Consider the following 17,405-nt stretch of genomic DNA (forward strand, 5'->3'; position numbering starts at 1 on the left):
TCAATTATGTATTAATACTTATGTGTTGAATCTGTCGTTATAAACTACCCGTTTGATTAGAGCATTGACTTAATTTAGTGTGGCGCAAAATAAATATATTGATAACAGTCATTCGCTTATTGCACTAAACGGGATTTAAAAACATCCTCAACACAATGCTCGCCGAAAATATTGGGCTGCTGTATCTCGAACGCTAAGTCTAAATGGCTATTTTGTTGAAATATGGCCATAAAGCATCGTGCAAGCTAATAACTTGCATGTATAATGCAACTTATGTTGTGGCGCAGGCCATTACCAGGTTCATGCATGAGGTGCAGTTTAATGGGTGTTGTTTCTTTTCTGTTGAGCAAAGTAGGTAAGCGCGGTGAGTCCGAACGCGATCAAATTGATGTTGCATTCAAACAACTTCAAGGTGAGTTGCAGCAAAAGTGTGAGTTGATAGAAAGCCAACAGGCGCAGCTTCTCGAACATAAAGAGGAGCTACAGAGCGCACTCGATACTAAGCAACACTTTGAGGCTGAATTATCCGCTTTGTATCAGAGAATGGGACGGATGCGTAAGTCTTTTGAGTGGCTGGATGAAAACTTGCTGCAAAGTAGCCAGGCAATCGGTACAGCCGTTGCTGTTTCTCATGATGCCAAAGAGCGGATTGAGAAGCTTGCGAGTGAACTAACTGCTCTGACAGAGCTTCAGGGGCAACAAATGTCGACCTTTGATGGGTTGCATGAAGAGATCAAGAAAACATCGGCGGTGATCAGTGATATCAGCAAAATTGCCGAGCAGACGAACTTGCTGTCTTTGAATGCTGCCATTGAAGCGGCCAGGGCCGGTGAACACGGCAGAGGGTTTGCGATTGTAGCCAATGAGGTACGTGCGCTGTCAGGTACGACGGGCGCATCAGCCAAGGATGCAGATGTATTCTTGTCTAGCTTGACTCAATGTTCTTCTCAGCTCGGCGATTTGAATCAAACTTTGTCTGGTCGGGTTGATCAAATTGCCAGTGATACCGCAACCACCATGAATAACCTGGGGACTCAACTTGAGCGTATCGGTGAGACCCAGACTGATCTGGAAGCGGCGAATTGGCGTTCTAAGCTTGAACTTGCAATGATTGATGAGACCTTTTTACGCAGTGATATCATCAAGTTCGCTAGTAGCCCAGATAAGCCAATTCCACCATCAGTGATCTCTTCTCGAGACTGCGGTATTGGCAAGTGGTACTACTCGGATAGCGTCAGGAAGGAATTTCAAGGCAATCGCTTATTTATGTCGCTGGAGGTACCTCATAAGCGAGTGCATGAGCATGCTGAAGCAGCGGTTGAGCGAGCTGTGCAAGGGGATGAGCAGGGAGCGCGAGAGCAGATCGCTCTGATGGAAGAGCAGTACCTTATCGTTGAAAAGACGCTGTTGAAACTAACGGGAGAGTTGGGGTAGTCGATGGCGGCAGTGCGGATAAGCGAGGTTCCTATTCCGTAAGTTCCGTATTTCGCTTACCCGCACAAATTTCTTAAGAGGGCTATTGAGCTAAAGGCAGGCTGGCACCGAGCAAGGCAAAGATACCACCGCAGCCTTGGTTGAAACGCTTGCCGCTGCGCTCTAGCCACGGTCGGACTTTGTAGGCCACCCGTGCAAGCAGGTACTCAACGGTAAACTCAACTACGGCAAATGTAGCGGCCATCACAACAAATTGAGGTAGCAGTGCCTGCGTTGGCTCGATGAACTGTGGCAAGAACGCGCCGAAAAATAGTAATACCTTAGGGTTCGAAAGGGCAGCAAGGCCGCCTTGCCTGAACAGGGCAAACTGACTTTTACTCGCCCTGTTTTCGATTGGGGCTAGGCTGATTGCTGGCGAGCGCCAGAGTTGGATCCCCAGCCAGATCAGATAAGCCCCACCCATCCATTTAAAGACCGTTAACACTTCAGAAGAAGCCAATAGAACGGCTCCAATACCAAACATAGACAGTGCGATTAACACAATAAAGCCAAGTACACCGCCACAGATAGTTGCGAGGGTTTTTCTATGGCCGTACATCGCGCCATGAGTAAGCGCTAACAGACCATTAGGCCCGGGTGCGAAAGATAATCCGATAACCGTGACCAGATAAATGAGCCAGGCCTCTAAAGTCATATGCGTTCCTATTTTTCACGTATTGGTTTGAAGCGATGGGCCAAGTATAAGGTGGAAAGCACCTATGTTCAGGGTGTTATTTGGCTGTTTTGAGGTAATATTTAGACATGCAAACAATGGATTTATCCTTATGTCGAAATCAGACACACTTCAACAACAGTTGCCGCCACATGGTTCGTCGCCTGACGTACGGTTTCTATTACTGCCGCTGCCTGAATTCAATATGCTGCCGTTTGGTGGTTTCCTCGATAAGCTGCGTTTTTCTGCGGACGAGGAGGATCACAGTCGGCAGCGGTATTGTATGTGGGAGATTGTTGGTGTTGATAAGGAACATATAACATCCAGTAGCGGCGTGCCTGTTGCCGTGCAGCGGACTATCGCTGACATTGATTTGGCGAGTTACGACTATTTGGTAGTGTTTGGCGGTCGCAGTGCGCGAAGTAGCCAGCAACTGATCGATCTTTACGGTGGCGTGTTGCGCCAGGCTGCGGCCAAAGGCGTCACCTTGGTGAGTATTGATAATGCCTGCTTTCTGTTTGCGGCTGCAGGCTTATTGCATGATCACAGCGTGGCGGTGCACTGGCGCCATATACAGGAGTTTCGAACGGCTTTTCCTCGAATAGATATCCGTACAGAGCAACTCTATTGCATCGATGGTAAAAGGATAAGCTGCGCCGGAGGCAGTGCGGCGGTTGATTTAGCTGTTGAATTGGTAGCGCGTCATTGTGGACGTACCAAGGCATTGAAAGGGTTGGCAGATATGTTGGTGGATGAAGCCCGGGATCAGCTTCACCAGCTTAAATCTCTGGATGAGGACATTAGGGCAAACAATGCGGCAGGGCGGCATGTCGGACGAGCAATAGGCCTGATGCGTCAGTTGCTGGCAGAGCAAAAAACGGTGGACGAGCTTGCCGGTATGCTGGGCATTAGCAGGCGTCAGCTCGATCGGCTGTTTAAGGAGCATTTAGGCCAAACGGCTCGTGAGTACTGGGCTGAGATGCGCTTGAAGCATGTTCACTGGCGAGTGATAAATTCTGATCATAGCTTGCAATACCTGGCCGACGAAGTTGGGATCCAAGATGTCAGCTACCTGTGCAAAGTTTTCCGCAAGCGCTTCGGCGTTAGCCCGAATACTTTGCGTAAATCAATCTCTTAGCTGTGACTCTGTTAACAATAATAAACTCAAAAGCTGATATCGTTGGCCTTTCTGATAGGAGGTCTGTGTCTGCTTTTAGTATGGCTGGTGGCTGGAATGCTGAATAGATAAAGGCACGACTCATTTTCTAGTTTTATGGATTATGAGGTATTTGATGACTGCTGTGTACTGGATGATTGGCACCCTACTGTCTTTTTCACTAATGGCAATTGGTGTGAGGGAGCTCGGGGATCGTATTTCACCATTTGAAATGCTTTTTTTTCGTAGCATGATTGGTCTTGCGGTGATCACCGCGATTGTTATGTACCGTCGTCAGTGGTCTTTGCTGAAAACAGAGAGGGCTTCTTTGCAAGTCGGCCGTAACCTCGTTAACTTTTTAGGCCAATATTGCTGGTTTGTCGGTATTACTTTGCTGCCACTGGCTGAAGTATTCGCGCTTGAATTTACGGTTCCTTTGTGGACATTATTGATTGCCTGCGTATTTCTTGGTGAGCAGTTGACCAAAGTGAAGTTAGCTTCTATGGCGATGGGATTGTTCGGCGTTATCATCATTATTCAGCCGAGTGTCGCTGTGTTTAACCCCGGATCCTTGATAGTCCTGCTGGCTGCGATCAGCTTTGCGGCGGCGTATGTCGCGACCAAGCCCCTTTCTCAAACCGAAATGCCCCTCACTATCTTGTTTTATATGTCTCTTATCCAGCTGCCGATTAGTTTGGCTTTCACCCTGATGGACTGGCAGACGCCGCAAGGGGCTGATTGGCTGTATCTGCTGGTTGTCGGGCTTACCGGCTTATCAGCCCACTTTTGTATTGCCAAGGCGATGCAGCATGCCGATGCCAGTGTTGTGGTGACGCTCGATTTTCTCCGTCTGCCGTTGATTGCCGTGGTTGGTATGCTGTTCTATGGCGAAGCGATTGAGTTGGCTGTTTTGCTGGGAGGCTTGCTCATGGTGGTAGGTAATACCCTCAATGTCAGGGAAAGTAATAGGCAAGTACCAGTGGATAGCGAAGTAGTTGTAAATGGGTAGGAAATATTAATAACGTCCTTGTTATTATTCCTTCCTTTGGGTAAGTCTTTTCTCTAATTGATCTTCTTAATGATCTTGGCTGGCGAGCCGCCAACCATTGTATCTGGCGGGACATCTCTGGTAACCGTGGAGTTGGCCGCGACGACTGAGCGGGCGCCTATTGTGACACCTTGGCAAATCACCACCTGGCCGCCAATCCAGACATCGTTTTCGACAATGATGGGCTTGCAGGTGGTCTCCCAGCGGCGGCGGCTCTGGTAGTCCAGTGAATGGGTTGGAGTGTAGAACTGAGCGTTTGGCCCTATAAGCACATTATTACCAATTTTTATCTCGGTATTGTCGAGCATAGTGACCCCCATATTGAGGAAGGTATTGCTGCCGATATGAATAGTTTTGCCGAACTCGCACAGGAACGGTGGTGTGACTATGCTGCTTTCTCCAAAGGAGCCTAGTAGCTGCTGTAATAGGGCCGGTAACGCTTCACCAGGGTTATTGTTGATCTGTTGTTTCAGTGTCGAGGCACGCTCTCTGATTGCGGTGATTTCCGGATCCAGGCCGTTAAAATCTTCCCCGCTTACCATTTTTTCAAATTCGGTCATCGTATTACCTTCGCTGAGTCTACCAATATGATGCTGATTGGATATAAGTGTAATCTGAAGAGCGGAGCAGGTATTGATAACCCTCAAGGGAATGTGATTTGGGAGCTAATAGTGTCGAGCTGATACTGGTCGGGTAACTTTGAGTAAAGAGCCTCTAGAGAGGCTCTTTTTTAACACTACAGCGTTGTTTGAGTAGTATAGCGATCAAGGCGAATATGCAGTTATCGTTTTATAGCGGGAACTGTTAACAACACATTACTTCAAAACATAGGTTGATTGTAATTCTGAAATAGCTTGTTCCAATGAATCCAAAAGGAAGAGTGTCTTTCTTGCGTTTCCGGAAGCTACGGCACTTTTTAACTTATTGTTAATGACTCTGATTTTCTTCTTGCATAGATTTCTTTCTATGAGGCATTGAGATGTTTCATGCTTGTGGTCATGTATTTTATCTAGTAAGTCCATTTCTATATGTAGCCAACGATTAAATATCACTCAAGGCGATTGTTTTCTATCTGTTTCTCAGTTGAGAATTGACAATAATGCTTGTTATTGATTCTTACTGGAACGTTAATATTTGTAGTACTTGTTTATTCACATAAGTAAGAAATTATGAAATGTATTTTATTCTTTCCTGGATATTCGATTGTAAGCAGTTTGAATAATTTCAATTGTTATAACTTAACAATTGAACCGCAATTTTTGCAGCGATACACAGCTTTGAAAAAGAGCCGTTGCCAAATGTTTCTTTTGACCAGGCAAACGAAAGGTTGGTTGCAGCAATGCATTAATAGCCTATTGATTAGTATTTAGTATGGATGAGGGTGGTATTATGCATCAACCTACCGGCTTTTGTGTGATATTGCTCCCAGATTTTTATATAAAAGTGAGTGCTCATAGGTAATAATGCAGGGGGGCATACTGTTTGCATTGATAATTGTGCTTTGATGTATGGGTTTCTTCTGTTCTTTCATGTTGTTTAGGCTACTTTACCGGAACATTATTTTGCATTGATAACCATTTTGGACAAAAGGTATTAATAATAGTCGCGAGAACAATCAAGCCAATTCCTACAATTTTTGCCCCTGCCAGTTGCTGGTCAAAGAAGCTGATTTGCCAAATTACCGCAAACATCAGGTTAGTAAATATGAGCGGTGCGAGCTGGGATCCTGAATGGGCAAGGCGGTAGGCTTTTGCCCGGAACATCTGGGTACTGACTATGCTGACTGTCAGCAAAATAAGCAGAGGAAAAGCCAGGTTGTGCAGGCTGGTGGCAGAGGTTTGTAGGATGGCAAAGTCATTGTGGCCGATATCAACCAGTGCCAGCGGGAGAACAACAATACCGGCAATGAAGAAGCACCAGCCATTGAGGGCGGCTGCCGGCAAGTTGCCCTTGCTGCTTTTGAATAAGGTGATCTGAGAGCAGGCGTTGAAGAATCCCGCAGCCAGGCCAATTAGTAGCTCTGGTCGAATATCCATACCGGCTGGACTGCCAGCCTGGAGGAGTACACCAATAAACGTTAATACCAAATTAAACAGGGTAAGGGCCTGAATAGGTGTTTTTAGTAACAGTTTTTCTAACAAAGGCATGAATAGCGGCCCTGTGCTAAACAGCACTACACTTTCCACTAGTGTGAGGTTATTCAGTGCTATCAGAAAACACATCTGACTGCCGACAACGCAGAGTGAGCGTATAAATATGGTTCGCCAGTTATTACGATCCGGTACTATCCACCCCGTTATTTTCAACATCGTAAGCATGAGCAGGGCTGGAAGGAAAAAGCGCAAGAATCCCAACACTTCTGTGCTGAAACTATCACTGAGCAATTTAGCCATCAAGCCGTTCAATGATAGGCTGAAGGTGGATGCAAGCATGAAAATAACGGGTCGTAAGTCGGTGGTCATTCTGTCCCTCCACAGGACTTGCCTGAGCGATTGGCTGAATAAATGTCAAAAATCGGTATCAAACGGCATGGTGATACTGTGGTTGCTCAGTCAGGGGTTATAAATAGTCTAGTCAGCTTGCACCCGACGAAAAAGCGAATAATACTAACCTAAACTGTTAGAAAAACTTACATATGAGAAAGTTAATCCCACTCAAGTCTATTTATGCTTTTGTCGCGGTGGCCGAAACCGGGAGTATGACCGAGGCGGCCGATGTACTGAGTGTCAGCCACTCGGCAGTGAGCCAGGCTATTAAGGCATTGGAAGGCCAGTTAAACCTGCCATTGTTTCGGCGTGTCGGGCGTCGGGTCGAGCTCAATCATGAGGGGCGCAAGTATTACCGCAAGGTTGCCCCGGCGCTGACACAGATTGTCGAGGCCAGTGAATCGTTAGCCCGAGAAGGGCAGGGTAATCGACTGACACTGAACATGGTTAATTCGCTGGCCCTGCATTGGTGGATCCCGCGGGTTCCTGACTTCCAGCAACTTGCCCCGCATATTGATATTCGTATTTCCAATCTTATTCAAGTATTCGACCTCGATCGTGAAGGCGTTGATGTTGCTCTGCTTCATGGCAAACCAGACGAGTGGCAGAACTATTACTGTGAAAAGCTGGGGGATGATGAGCTGATCATGGTGTGCAGCCCCCATCTGCTTGATCAGAGTGCCCTGTTGGCACCAGAGTTGTTGCTGTCCCGATATCCGGCAATTTACGCAGCAAACCCCCGGCGAAAAAATGACTGGCAGGTGTGGTGTCAGGCTAATCAGATGTCAGTACCGAGCCAGCAGAAGAACCTCACTTTTACGGCATCGATTCAGGCTGTGCAGGCGACCATCCGACGGCTTGGGGTGCTTATTACCCATAAGCAATTTGTTCGTGATGATATTAAACACGGTATGCTGGTACAAATCGGTGAGCCTGTGCCCAATCCTTATCAGGATTTCTACTTTGTCTGTACGCTGGAAAAACTGAAACTGGAGAGCGTAATGACGTTGCGTAATTGGCTCAAAAGTGAATTTGCCAAGCCTTAAATGCAGAAAATGGTTGCTGATGCATAGCTTTCGCTAATGGTCTGCCTTTGCCTGATTTTCAGCATGATTAGTTTGTTGCTGTGCTAGAAATACAAACCTTACCAAGTGTGATCATACGTGGATTTTTGTATGCAGAGAGCCAATATCATCGGGCTAAAATGGATGCTTATCTTCATAATATCGACAGTTTGGTATTAGTAATATATGGGATCAGCATGACCGAGAAAGAAAAGATGATCTCAGGCCTGATGTATCAGGCCTGGGACCCAGAATTGCTCGAAGAGCGCCAGAAAGCCAAAGAGCTATGCTTCAAGATTAACCACCTCAGCCCTGCACAGGGGAAAGAGCGTCGGGAGCTGATCAGCGAGCTGCTGGGGAAAGAGAGCGATGCCTGTATCGAGTCACCATTTAATTGCGACTACGGGTACAACATTAAGATTGGTAAAGGCTTTTACGCTAACCATGGCTGTACCATCCTTGATTGTGCCCCGATCCACATTGGCGATAACTGCCTGCTGGCACCGGGAGTGGTGATTTCAACGGCTGGGCACCCGTTAGATCCGGTCGAGCGGGCTTCCGGCGAGGAATTTGCCAAGAGTATAACCATAGGTAACGATGTCTGGTTTGGTGCGAATGTGACTGTCTGCCCGGGCGTGACGATTGGTGACAATGTGGTAGTGGGGGCCGGGAGCGTAGTCAACAAAGACTTGCCAGCCAATACAGTGTGTGTCGGGGCGCCGGCGAAACCGATAAAAGAAATAACGCCTAAGCAATAGTATGTTCATTATTAGCGATTATCTGACAGGCAGTCGTTGCGAATGGTGAGCGATTGCTTTGATCACTCACCGTTCAGGCCCGTTTTAAGCTACACAACTTCCAGTACTTCCTGAAGCGGCTTACGTAGTTTTTGTGTCCAATTTCCTTCTGCCCTATAGCCGACAGTAACAAGCATCACAGGGACGACAGACTGAGATAGTTTGAACTCTGTTTTTACAGCGTCAGGATCAAACCCACCGACAACACCGGTAGCGAGCCCTAGCTCGTTGGCTGCGAACATTAGGCTCATTGTCGCCAGAGAGGCTGAGCGAATTGCTTCATCTCTTCTTAGTTGCGAGTTGTCCTGGTGGGATCCTGTTACCATGCCGACCCACAGATTTTTGATCTCTTCAGAGATAATTCCCTCGCTTACTGATGGTTGGAGGGTGTGGTCTAACTTCTTGTAACCATCAAGATCGCCGCAAACGATATAGGTGACGGAGGCGTCTTTGACTTGTTGTTGGCCATAGGCTGCCTCGCACAATTTCGCTTTCTGGCTATCTGAGCGAACAGCAATGAATCTCCAGTTCTGCATATTAAATGCAGATGGTGAATAGGTTGCTAGCCTGACTAATTCAGAAATGGTGTGTTTACTTACATCCTTTGTCGGGTCAAATTTTCCAGTAGTTGAGCGGTTTTCCAAATAATTTTGTATAGTTGCTGGTTTCATTATTAAATCTCCATGAATTCTAAATGTTTGGTGATGAAATTGGCTCTGGTGTTTTATTCTGAGTGTTTGTTTTGTTAACAATAAATAAGATTGATATCAGGACAATAATGACGCCAGATGTTTGTTTTAGCTCTAAGCTTTGGCCCAGGAATAACCAACCAAGAATTATTGCTGTTACCGGACTGAGTAAGCCTAAAGATGATACAGATGTTGATGGTAACTTCTTAATGCCTCTAAACCACAAAGCATATGCGAGTAGGGCACCGAAAGAGCTTAAATAAAAATAACCAATTATATTATCGAATGTGATTTCTACTACGGGGCTATCAAAGGCAATGGAAAATGGAACAAGGCATATTCCACCGAGTAGTAATTGCCACCCTGTGAACGACATAATATGCATTTCCGAGCCCCATCGTTTTGATAGAAAAGTGCCAAACGACATTGAGACTGTGCCAATGAAAGCAGCGAGTAAACCAATCTGATCCCACAACGCCCCCTTATTGAGGAATATTGCCGACATCCCGATGACGGCAATGAGACCGCAGGCTAAGACACTTAGCTTGGGCTTGGTATGATCAATCAACCAAATGATAGCCATGATCATGATAGGCTGTAGTGCACCAACAACGGCGGCAATCCCACCGGGTAACCGGTAGGCCGCAACGAAAAGCAGCCCCTGGAATATGCCAATGTTAAGTATGGATAAAAGGAAGATTTTAAATCCATTGTCTCGATTTAATTTGGCGGGAAAAAGTAGCAATAAAACTAAACCTGCAGGAACTGCACGAATAACAGCAGCCGTAAATGGCTGGTTTTCCGGAAGTAACTCTGTCGTTACGATATAGGTTGAGCCCCAAATTACGGGTGCAAGCGCGGTCAGTAATATATTTCGTATACTGTCTAACATAGTTAATGCCTGTTATCTTGAACTAAGTTAACTCTGACAGGTAATTATGGGTTGATCAATGTTACTGGCTTTAAATAAACATCGCTATTTATTATGATGATTATAAGGTTTGGTTATGTGTTGATTATGGGGTTTAAATAATAATAGTAAAGGCCTACTTCTATTATCTAGTGTTCAGGCCATTAAAGTTTAATTATTGTAGTAATGTTTTAAGCTCTATGAGTAAATCGGCATCTTTATTCTTAGGGTGGTAAGTATACTGGAGTAGTAGCTCACGAGTAGCGTAGTCTTCGAGATTAATTCTCGACATTGTCTTTTCATCGATAGCGCTTTCGGGTAGCCAGGCATAGCCGATACCGTGGCTAACGAGATTAGCTGAACTTGAGATATTACTTGTTGCTATTTGATGTTTGCCAGGAAGTAACCCGGTTGAGAGGTTGGATCTTGAGCCGAGATCGGTCAGGAGTATCTGGCAATATTCTGTTAAGTCTTGCAGTTCTACGCTTTCCATTGCTGTCAGAGGGTGTGAATGAGCAGCAACCAGGTATTTACTGACAGAGGCAATCGGCGTTGAGGTATGCCCTGCGAGAGTCAGCGAAGAGATAATAGCGCAAACTCGGTTATCCTCTAGCATTTCTTTGGCGAGTGACAGGGTCGATTCGTAGACTTTAAGGTTAATGTTAGGGTGATACCGGGTAAAAACCTCGAGGGCATGGGCCAAGCGGTGTTGGGGGAATAGGGTATCAATTGCGAGTGAAAGCGTTCTATTTGCCTGCTCACTAGGCTGGCAGGCTGTTTGTTCGAGTAAGTTAGCCTCGGCAAGGAAGGTTTTGACTAATGGCAAGAGTTGAAGCGCAAAAGGGCTGGGAACGGCTCGTCTTCCTTCCAGAGTAAATAATTTTTTCCCGGTAATAGCTTCAAGATTTTTTATCGTCGAGCTTAACGCGGGCTGCGATTTGAACAGCATTTTTGACGCATTGGAAAAACTGCCCGTTTCGATGATCGCTGCAAACACACGCCACTGATCGATGGTCGTTTTGTTAAACATGGTTCAATTATCCTTAATGTGATCCATAGGCAGTATTCAGTGATAGATAACAAAAAGCAACCGAGATAATGATTGAGAATGCAAGACTGGGTTTTGAAATAAGTGGCAAATATTAGTGTTATGGATGAACGTGAATAAGCCTGAAAACTATGAGGATATCCTTCATGAAGGATGTCCTCATAGTTTTTACTATTGTTAGAAGTGGTATGCAAAGCCAATAGACATGAGATCTACATCTTGATCATCAAGCATATAACGCTCGTATTCGGCACGAATTGAAAGTTTATCGAATCTGTAAGCGGCACCTGCACCATACATTATATCGCTTCCATCGGCAGCGTTGATAGACACGTCATCTGAAAGCTCTATCGTAGAGTCCCATGCATGGAAACCCAATTTACCAAACAGCTCAAAATTCTTTGATAGAGGTATTAAGCCGACAAACGAAGCACCGAGGCTATCGGATTCAATGGCAATTTCTTCAGTGCTTGATGACATTGATATTTCACCAAGGTTTGTATAAAAAACTTCGAGAGCTACATACTCACTGGCGCGGTAACCGCCAAAAAACTTGAAGCCAGTGTCTGAGTCATCAAGTTCCACACCCACATCAGAGGCTGCTTCTTCAAGTTCTGATGAAAATACATCGTTATAGGTGGCTTGTCCGAATGAGCCACCGATGTATCCGTTGCCTGCGTTTGCTAAGGCTGGAAAGAGTGCTGTAATGATCCCTAGACCAATAAGTGTTTTTTTCATTTTTATTTTCCAATACAACAAAGATTAACGCGGTGAATGATAGAGTTTAAACTGTTGGTTATAAATGGTTTTTTGCCTTTTTTTACCTTTTTTTTGATGGGCGTCATGAGTTTTTATTATTTTATTACACTGTAGCATGCTGTTTTTTCTTATTTATCTTGGTGTTTTATTATGTATGTTATAGGTATGTAAATTGCAGAGTGTTAATAATTAGATTTGTTATTATTGGCGATTAGAACGTATGGTGAGTAATACTTTTGATGCCAATTAGTAATTTAAATATGGTGTTAAAGTGTAAAGGGAATAAAAGGTAGGCCTACCCGGACGGTGTTGCCTAAGAAAAACAAACCGATGTGCGCTTGTTTGATCCAAGACGCTGATACTAATTATATCCTTATTGATGTAACAGCCCGTGAATACGGGCTGTTATTAGCGACACAACTACGGTGTTCTTAAAACGATCATGGGTTCATCTCATATTGGTCTTTTGTCACATACACATAATTATCTAACACCCGTTGATAGCGTTCATCGTCAACTGTTGGGCGCTTGATCATACGATCACAGATTTTCTGCTGGATCAGTGTTGCGCTAGATTTCGCACCGAGCTGCAGAGCAAATTTTGAGAAATCCCGGATAATAAAGTCAAAGATCTGTTCAACCATATCATCATCGAGATCCATCATTTGGGCTTTTTCCAAAATTAGCTGCCCGTACACCACTAGTGTGAACAGCTCGCCTAAATTCAACAGAAAATCGAAGTCTTTGGTCTGCTCTTTGGTGGGTTTACCCACGAGCAATAGGATCTTCAACAGGCGGATCTGCTTTTTAAACAGGTTGACGTTGAGTAAGTCCACTTTGCCGTAGACCTCGCGATAATCATGGAATTGCGTTTTACCCAGTCCCTTGGTTGCCCCCTGATTAAACAAAAAGTCATCATTGGTTGCTTGATCCATTTGCGGGATTTCCGGGAACTTACCTGGCTTAAAGAAGTAGTTGCCCATAAATTTGAGTATCAACGCCATATTGACGTGAACGGTACCTTCCAACTTAGGTAAGGCGCGAATATCCTTTACCGCCATTTCGAAGTACATGTTTTTCTCAAAACCTTTGGCGGCGATTACATCCCATAGCAGGTTCATTACCTCTTCACCCTGGGTGGTCACCTTCATTTTTACCATTGGGGTGAATAACAGATAACGCCGATCGTCAGGTTCTGCCGCGCGCATATAATCGATCGCTCGTTGGGCAAATAGTTTCATTGCGGTGAGGCGGGCATAGGCCTCGGTAAATAACAGCTTGATATGAACAAAGTCTGTCACATAGTGATCGAATAGACGTCGCTGAGAGGCATGGTTAATAGCTTCATAGAAGGAGTGGGTACAGATGCCGATGGATGCCCAGCCAAGGTTGAATTTACCGATATTGACGGTATTGAGCGCCATATCCCAGGCATCCCGTCCTTTTGCCAGAATGTCCTCTTCGCGGATCGGGTAGTCATTGAGGCGGTATTCGGCCACATAGTTTTGCGAATTAACAACATTTTGGACTAACTCGTAGTTTTCATGCTGAGAGTCCACGACAAAGAACACGTATTCGTCGGTATCTGTTAATTTACCAAAGGTGGAAACCAGTGCGGCCTTGTTGCCATTCCCGATATAGTACTTGCTACCGTTAGCTCGGTAAGTGCCATCGTCTTGCGGTGTCAGATACATGTCACTGGCGTAGATATCAGCGCCATGTTCTTTTTCTGATAAACCAAAAGCAAAAATGCCACCGTCTTTCAGTAAATTGACTGCTCGTTGTTTTACTTTCTCATTGTTGCTGATCCAGATTGGCCCGAGGCCTAAAATGCTAACCTGCCAGGTATACCAGTGAGCCAGCCCATAAAATCCTAGTACTTCGTTTAGCGCACAGTTGCGGAACGTATCCCATCGGGCATCTTTATCGCCGTAAGTATCAGGAGTAAGCAAGGTCGCAAAGAGTTGTTCTTTCTTCACGAACTCTAAAAAGTCCGCATACCAAAGCCGTTCATGATCGTCATGTTTAAGTTTGGCTTTTCCTCGTTGCTCAAAGAAGGCAATGGTGTTTTTAATCAACTTTTGCGAGGCTTCGTCCAACTGCTCGTAATTATCGGTCTTTGGGTTAAGTAATACCCCTTTCGTCATGGCCGTGGAATGACGCAGAGTAGGTTGTTTTTTGAATAAGAAATTTTTTGGCAGGTTTAACATTTTCATTGAAACTCCCTCAATAGCCGTAAAGATATTGCGCCCTAAAAAACGTTAACGTTACAACGTGTTAACCAAGCTTAACATTAGGCTAAAAAACGACCTTTTCACATGAGTAATTACTCTAGTGTGGAGGGGGTCACATTAAACTCAGTAATAATGGCTTTCAGTGTGCGAGGTCTTTCGATTGATTGCTTGATCATAAGTGCCATATTTCATATTAGTAATTGGCTTTCAAACAGATAACATCACTTATCTTGTTCATGTTTCGCCGTTCTTACCGAGAGAATGTTACAAGTCAATGGGTAACCAGTGGCATATATTAAGGCACATTATCATGACCTTATCGCCGAGAGGGGTAGTAGCCTGCTGTTGTTCGATAAATGATCTAGAGGTGAATAATATTTAAAATATCCCTATATAAAGGGGCTTTATTAAATATTATTCAGTTGGCCCTCTCATTCTGTATGTGATAGCGCTTTTTAGTTGCATTCGCTTGATGAATGTCTATTTTGGCACAGCTTTCATCGACCGATTAGGAATGAACCGTATTATTAGAATATTCAGTAGACAGCAATCCGTTCCTAACATTGGCGTTAAATGTTACAGGTGTAACGAAATTGTTGGGTTGGAACTATGTGTTCAGTTCTTAAGATTTTGATACGTTTTTTCATAAACTAATTAATTATATTTATTATTAAATTAATTAACACAAACTATTTTCAATTAGCTTCCATTACTCTCCGCCAAATGAAGGGAGAGCGGGCGGCTAGTTAACATTTTATTTGTCACTTTGTGAAATCAAGAAAAAGTTATAGGTCAATATAATGAAGTTAATTATAAAGCTACTGTGTGGAATAGTTGCAGGTATCCTGCTGGGGATGTTTGCCCCAGATATAGTCATTAGAAGTCTGATTACGGCAAAGGTATTTATTAGCCAGCTTATCAAGTTTACCATTCCTTTGTTAATACTATTTTATGTAACCAGTGGCATTGCAAATCTACCTAAAAACTCAGGAAAACTACTGGGAAAAACGGTCGGTTTGGCTTATTTATCCACGTTAGGAGCCGGTATTTTTGCGTTCACTATCGCAGAGAGCCTGTTCCCTGCTTTGCTTAGTGGAGCCGGAGAAATGCCTGAGGCGAAAACCGTTCTCGCACCATTTCTTGAGCTTAAAATCCCACCGGTAATGAACATTATGACGGCATTAACCATTGCCTTTATGTTCGGTTTGGGGATCTCAAGCACAGGCGCAGAGCACCTGAAAAAAGTCAGCGATCAGGGCCGCGATATTATTGAGCTGTTTTTGAATAAAGTGATCATTCCGGCACTGCCATTTTATATCGCTGGCGTATTTGCTGATATGACCGTAAAAGGCACTGTATTTGCGACCCTACATACGTTCAGTTTGGTGTTGCTTGCCGTTATTGCGATGCACTGGTTCTGGCTGTCGGTCCAGTTCGTTACCGCAGGCATGGCTCTACAGCAATCTCCGCTTAAATTGCTGCGTACTATGATGCCGGCCTACTTAACCGCTATTGGTACAATGTCCTCCGCTGCAACCATTCCGGTCACAATGCAGCAAACTAAACGCAATGGTGTATCAAATACCATTGCCAATTTCGTTGTTCCATTGTGCGCCAATATCCATATGTCAGGCTCGGTGATCAGTATCGCCAGTGTGGCTGTTGCCGTTATCATCATGACGGGGGCAGGCGCGGTACCTAGCCTGATCGAAGCTTTGCCGTTTATCGCTATGCTGGGTGTTACTATGGTTGCCGCGCCGGGTGCGCCGGGTGGTGCAGTCATGGCTTCTGTCGGCTTGCTGGGCTCAATGCTTGGCTTTACCGAAGAAATGATAGCCCTGCAAATTGTACTGCACTTGGCCCAGGATAGTTTTGGCACTGCCTGCAATGTGACTGGCGATGGCGTGATTGCTTTGCTTATTGACAAGCTTTCAGGTGCACAAGGTGAGGTACAGGAAGAGTTGGTGCCGGTAGAAGACGCAATCTAACTTATTCTTATTTTCTTAAGCTAATAGAGAAGGCAAGGAAGCCTTCGATTTAACCAGACAACCATCCCTTTCTGTATCACATTCCTTTCAGTATCAATAGCTACCTGCTCTTGACTAGTTAGCAGCCTTGAACACTTCAGTGTCAGGATAAAACGCATACCAGGCAAACCAATACAACATGGTTGAGGCTAGCGGTTTTCCACTTGGATCGGTGATCCAGGCCGACTGGTTTTGACTATCCCAATGAATGTTCAGCTTTTGTCCATCAAATTGATAACCGAACTTTCCTTGATCATGCTTCCGCAATTCTGACAGGGGAAAAGCGATTTGTTTCTGTTTTCCTTTGTATCCCAATACCGTTTCCTTGGTCGCATAACTTGATGGTGCCTGGTTGGCTACCGGGAAATACAGGCGAGGAGTACGGCTATAGCCTGCATAAGGGTCTTGCGAATAACTTCGGTAATAACCTGTTTTGGTTGATAGAACCAGAGTATCTGGATTATCTGATAGCCATTGTTTCCAGCGGGTCAGTTTCAGTGGGTATTGGGTTAATGACATGCCCGAAGAAGCCCCGCTGATGGCTTTGCCTCGAATTTGCGACCACAGTGATTCCGTTTGGTGATCATACATGAGGACGTCGGAATTATAGAGCAGGCCTGAAACACCAAAAGTCAGTGTTTGGTTACCTTGCTGGGTAAGAAAAGCCATCCCCGATCCACATAGCGGGCAATAGCTGATCACAAATTTTTGACTATCCATACTGTCGTTAACGACTTCATGCCAGTTGAGAATTTTGATGGGGTAGGCTTTGCTCTTGCCGTTCATTGTAAGGCCCAGCACAGTATCGTGGTTTTTTAAGAACCGTACTTTGCTTGCATCAATAAAATGCGGGTTGAGAATGGCGGGTATGCCATCTCTACCCGGACCGCCTGAAAGGATTTGCTCGGTAGGAACGGTAAGGCGATCAAGATTAAAGCCGTTAAGCGATGCAGCATGCATACTTAACGGCAGAGTGAAGATAAGTCCGTAGAAAAGTGTGAACAACAGCTTCATTATTCCCCCTTATCGCGCTTCTAAGAT

Annotated in this window: 15 protein-coding genes; 6 read left to right on the forward strand and 9 right to left on the reverse strand. The window is 44.9% G+C overall.

What is annotated here, in order from left to right; translation table 11 throughout:
• Window positions 1–321 precede the first annotated feature (321 nt).
• Window positions 322–1,434, forward strand: a complete 1,113-nt coding sequence (locus tag AC51G0_RS24985; protein WP_496302269.1) for a methyl-accepting chemotaxis protein — start codon at window positions 322–324, stop codon at window positions 1,432–1,434.
• 82 nt (window positions 1,435–1,516) lie between these two features.
• On the opposite strand, the gene AC51G0_RS24990 is transcribed toward AC51G0_RS24985, so the two are convergent.
• Window positions 1,517–2,128: a LysE family translocator gene (locus AC51G0_RS24990; RefSeq protein ID WP_496302270.1), complete on the reverse strand. Its 612-nt coding sequence runs from the start codon at window positions 2,126–2,128 to the stop codon at window positions 1,517–1,519.
• Between the two features lie 130 nt (window positions 2,129–2,258).
• Between AC51G0_RS24990 and AC51G0_RS24995 the strand changes: the two genes are divergently transcribed.
• Together AC51G0_RS24995 and AC51G0_RS25000 are read left to right on the forward strand one after the other, a co-directional pair.
• Entirely contained in the window at window positions 2,259–3,284 is a 1,026-nt protein-coding gene (locus AC51G0_RS24995; RefSeq protein WP_496302271.1) for a GlxA family transcriptional regulator, read from the forward strand.
• 154 nt (window positions 3,285–3,438) lie between these two features.
• A complete protein-coding gene (locus AC51G0_RS25000) occupies window positions 3,439–4,311 on the forward strand; it encodes a DMT family transporter (RefSeq protein WP_496302272.1) in 873 nt (290 codons plus the stop codon).
• A 53-nt stretch (window positions 4,312–4,364) separates the two neighbouring features.
• Here AC51G0_RS25000 and AC51G0_RS25005 read toward each other — a convergent pair whose 3' ends face one another.
• The gene (locus tag AC51G0_RS25005) at window positions 4,365–4,910 is read right to left on the reverse strand and encodes a sugar O-acetyltransferase (protein ID WP_496302273.1); all 546 of its coding nucleotides are present in this window, start codon (window positions 4,908–4,910) and stop codon (window positions 4,365–4,367) included.
• A gap of 981 nt (window positions 4,911–5,891) precedes the next feature.
• On the reverse strand, window positions 5,892–6,812 hold the full coding sequence (locus tag AC51G0_RS25010; protein ID WP_496302274.1) for a DMT family transporter: 921 nt from the start codon (window positions 6,810–6,812) through the stop codon (window positions 5,892–5,894).
• Window positions 6,813–6,985: 173 nt separating this feature from the next.
• Between AC51G0_RS25010 and AC51G0_RS25015 the strand changes: the two genes are divergently transcribed.
• Together AC51G0_RS25015 and AC51G0_RS25020 are read left to right on the forward strand one after the other, a co-directional pair.
• Complete coding sequence (locus tag AC51G0_RS25015) at window positions 6,986–7,882, forward strand: LysR substrate-binding domain-containing protein (protein WP_496302275.1); 897 nt, start codon at window positions 6,986–6,988, stop codon at window positions 7,880–7,882.
• Window positions 7,883–8,097: 215 nt separating this feature from the next.
• A complete protein-coding gene (locus AC51G0_RS25020; RefSeq protein ID WP_496302276.1) occupies window positions 8,098–8,658 on the forward strand; it encodes a sugar O-acetyltransferase in 561 nt (186 codons plus the stop codon).
• Between the two features lie 89 nt (window positions 8,659–8,747).
• On the opposite strand, the gene AC51G0_RS25025 is transcribed toward AC51G0_RS25020, so the two are convergent.
• The 5 genes from AC51G0_RS25025 to AC51G0_RS25045 form a co-directional block, all read right to left on the reverse strand.
• Window positions 8,748–9,368 (reverse strand): nitroreductase family protein, encoded by a 621-nt coding sequence (locus AC51G0_RS25025; RefSeq protein WP_496302277.1) that lies wholly within the window; start codon window positions 9,366–9,368, stop codon window positions 8,748–8,750.
• 19 nt (window positions 9,369–9,387) lie between these two features.
• Window positions 9,388–10,278, reverse strand: coding sequence for an EamA family transporter (locus AC51G0_RS25030; protein WP_496302278.1), 891 nt, complete (start codon window positions 10,276–10,278; stop codon window positions 9,388–9,390).
• 193 nt (window positions 10,279–10,471) lie between these two features.
• On the reverse strand, window positions 10,472–11,326 hold the full coding sequence (locus tag AC51G0_RS25035) for a LysR family transcriptional regulator (protein WP_496302279.1): 855 nt from the start codon (window positions 11,324–11,326) through the stop codon (window positions 10,472–10,474).
• Between the two features lie 195 nt (window positions 11,327–11,521).
• The gene (locus AC51G0_RS25040) at window positions 11,522–12,082 is read right to left on the reverse strand and encodes a porin family protein (protein ID WP_496302280.1); all 561 of its coding nucleotides are present in this window, start codon (window positions 12,080–12,082) and stop codon (window positions 11,522–11,524) included.
• 461 nt (window positions 12,083–12,543) lie between these two features.
• Window positions 12,544–14,319, reverse strand: a complete 1,776-nt coding sequence (locus AC51G0_RS25045) for an acyl-CoA dehydrogenase family protein (protein ID WP_496302281.1) — start codon at window positions 14,317–14,319, stop codon at window positions 12,544–12,546.
• Between the two features lie 818 nt (window positions 14,320–15,137).
• On the opposite strand from AC51G0_RS25045, the gene AC51G0_RS25050 reads away from it, so the two are divergent.
• The gene (locus tag AC51G0_RS25050; protein WP_496302282.1) at window positions 15,138–16,325 is read left to right on the forward strand and encodes a dicarboxylate/amino acid:cation symporter; all 1,188 of its coding nucleotides are present in this window, start codon (window positions 15,138–15,140) and stop codon (window positions 16,323–16,325) included.
• A 114-nt stretch (window positions 16,326–16,439) separates the two neighbouring features.
• Here the strand turns inward: AC51G0_RS25050 and AC51G0_RS25055 are convergent, their stop codons facing one another.
• Window positions 16,440–17,378: a DUF3179 domain-containing protein gene (locus AC51G0_RS25055; protein WP_496302283.1), complete on the reverse strand. Its 939-nt coding sequence runs from the start codon at window positions 17,376–17,378 to the stop codon at window positions 16,440–16,442.
• Window positions 17,379–17,405: the final 27 nt, after the last annotated feature.

The organism is Photobacterium sp. HL06 (assembly GCF_059552575.1).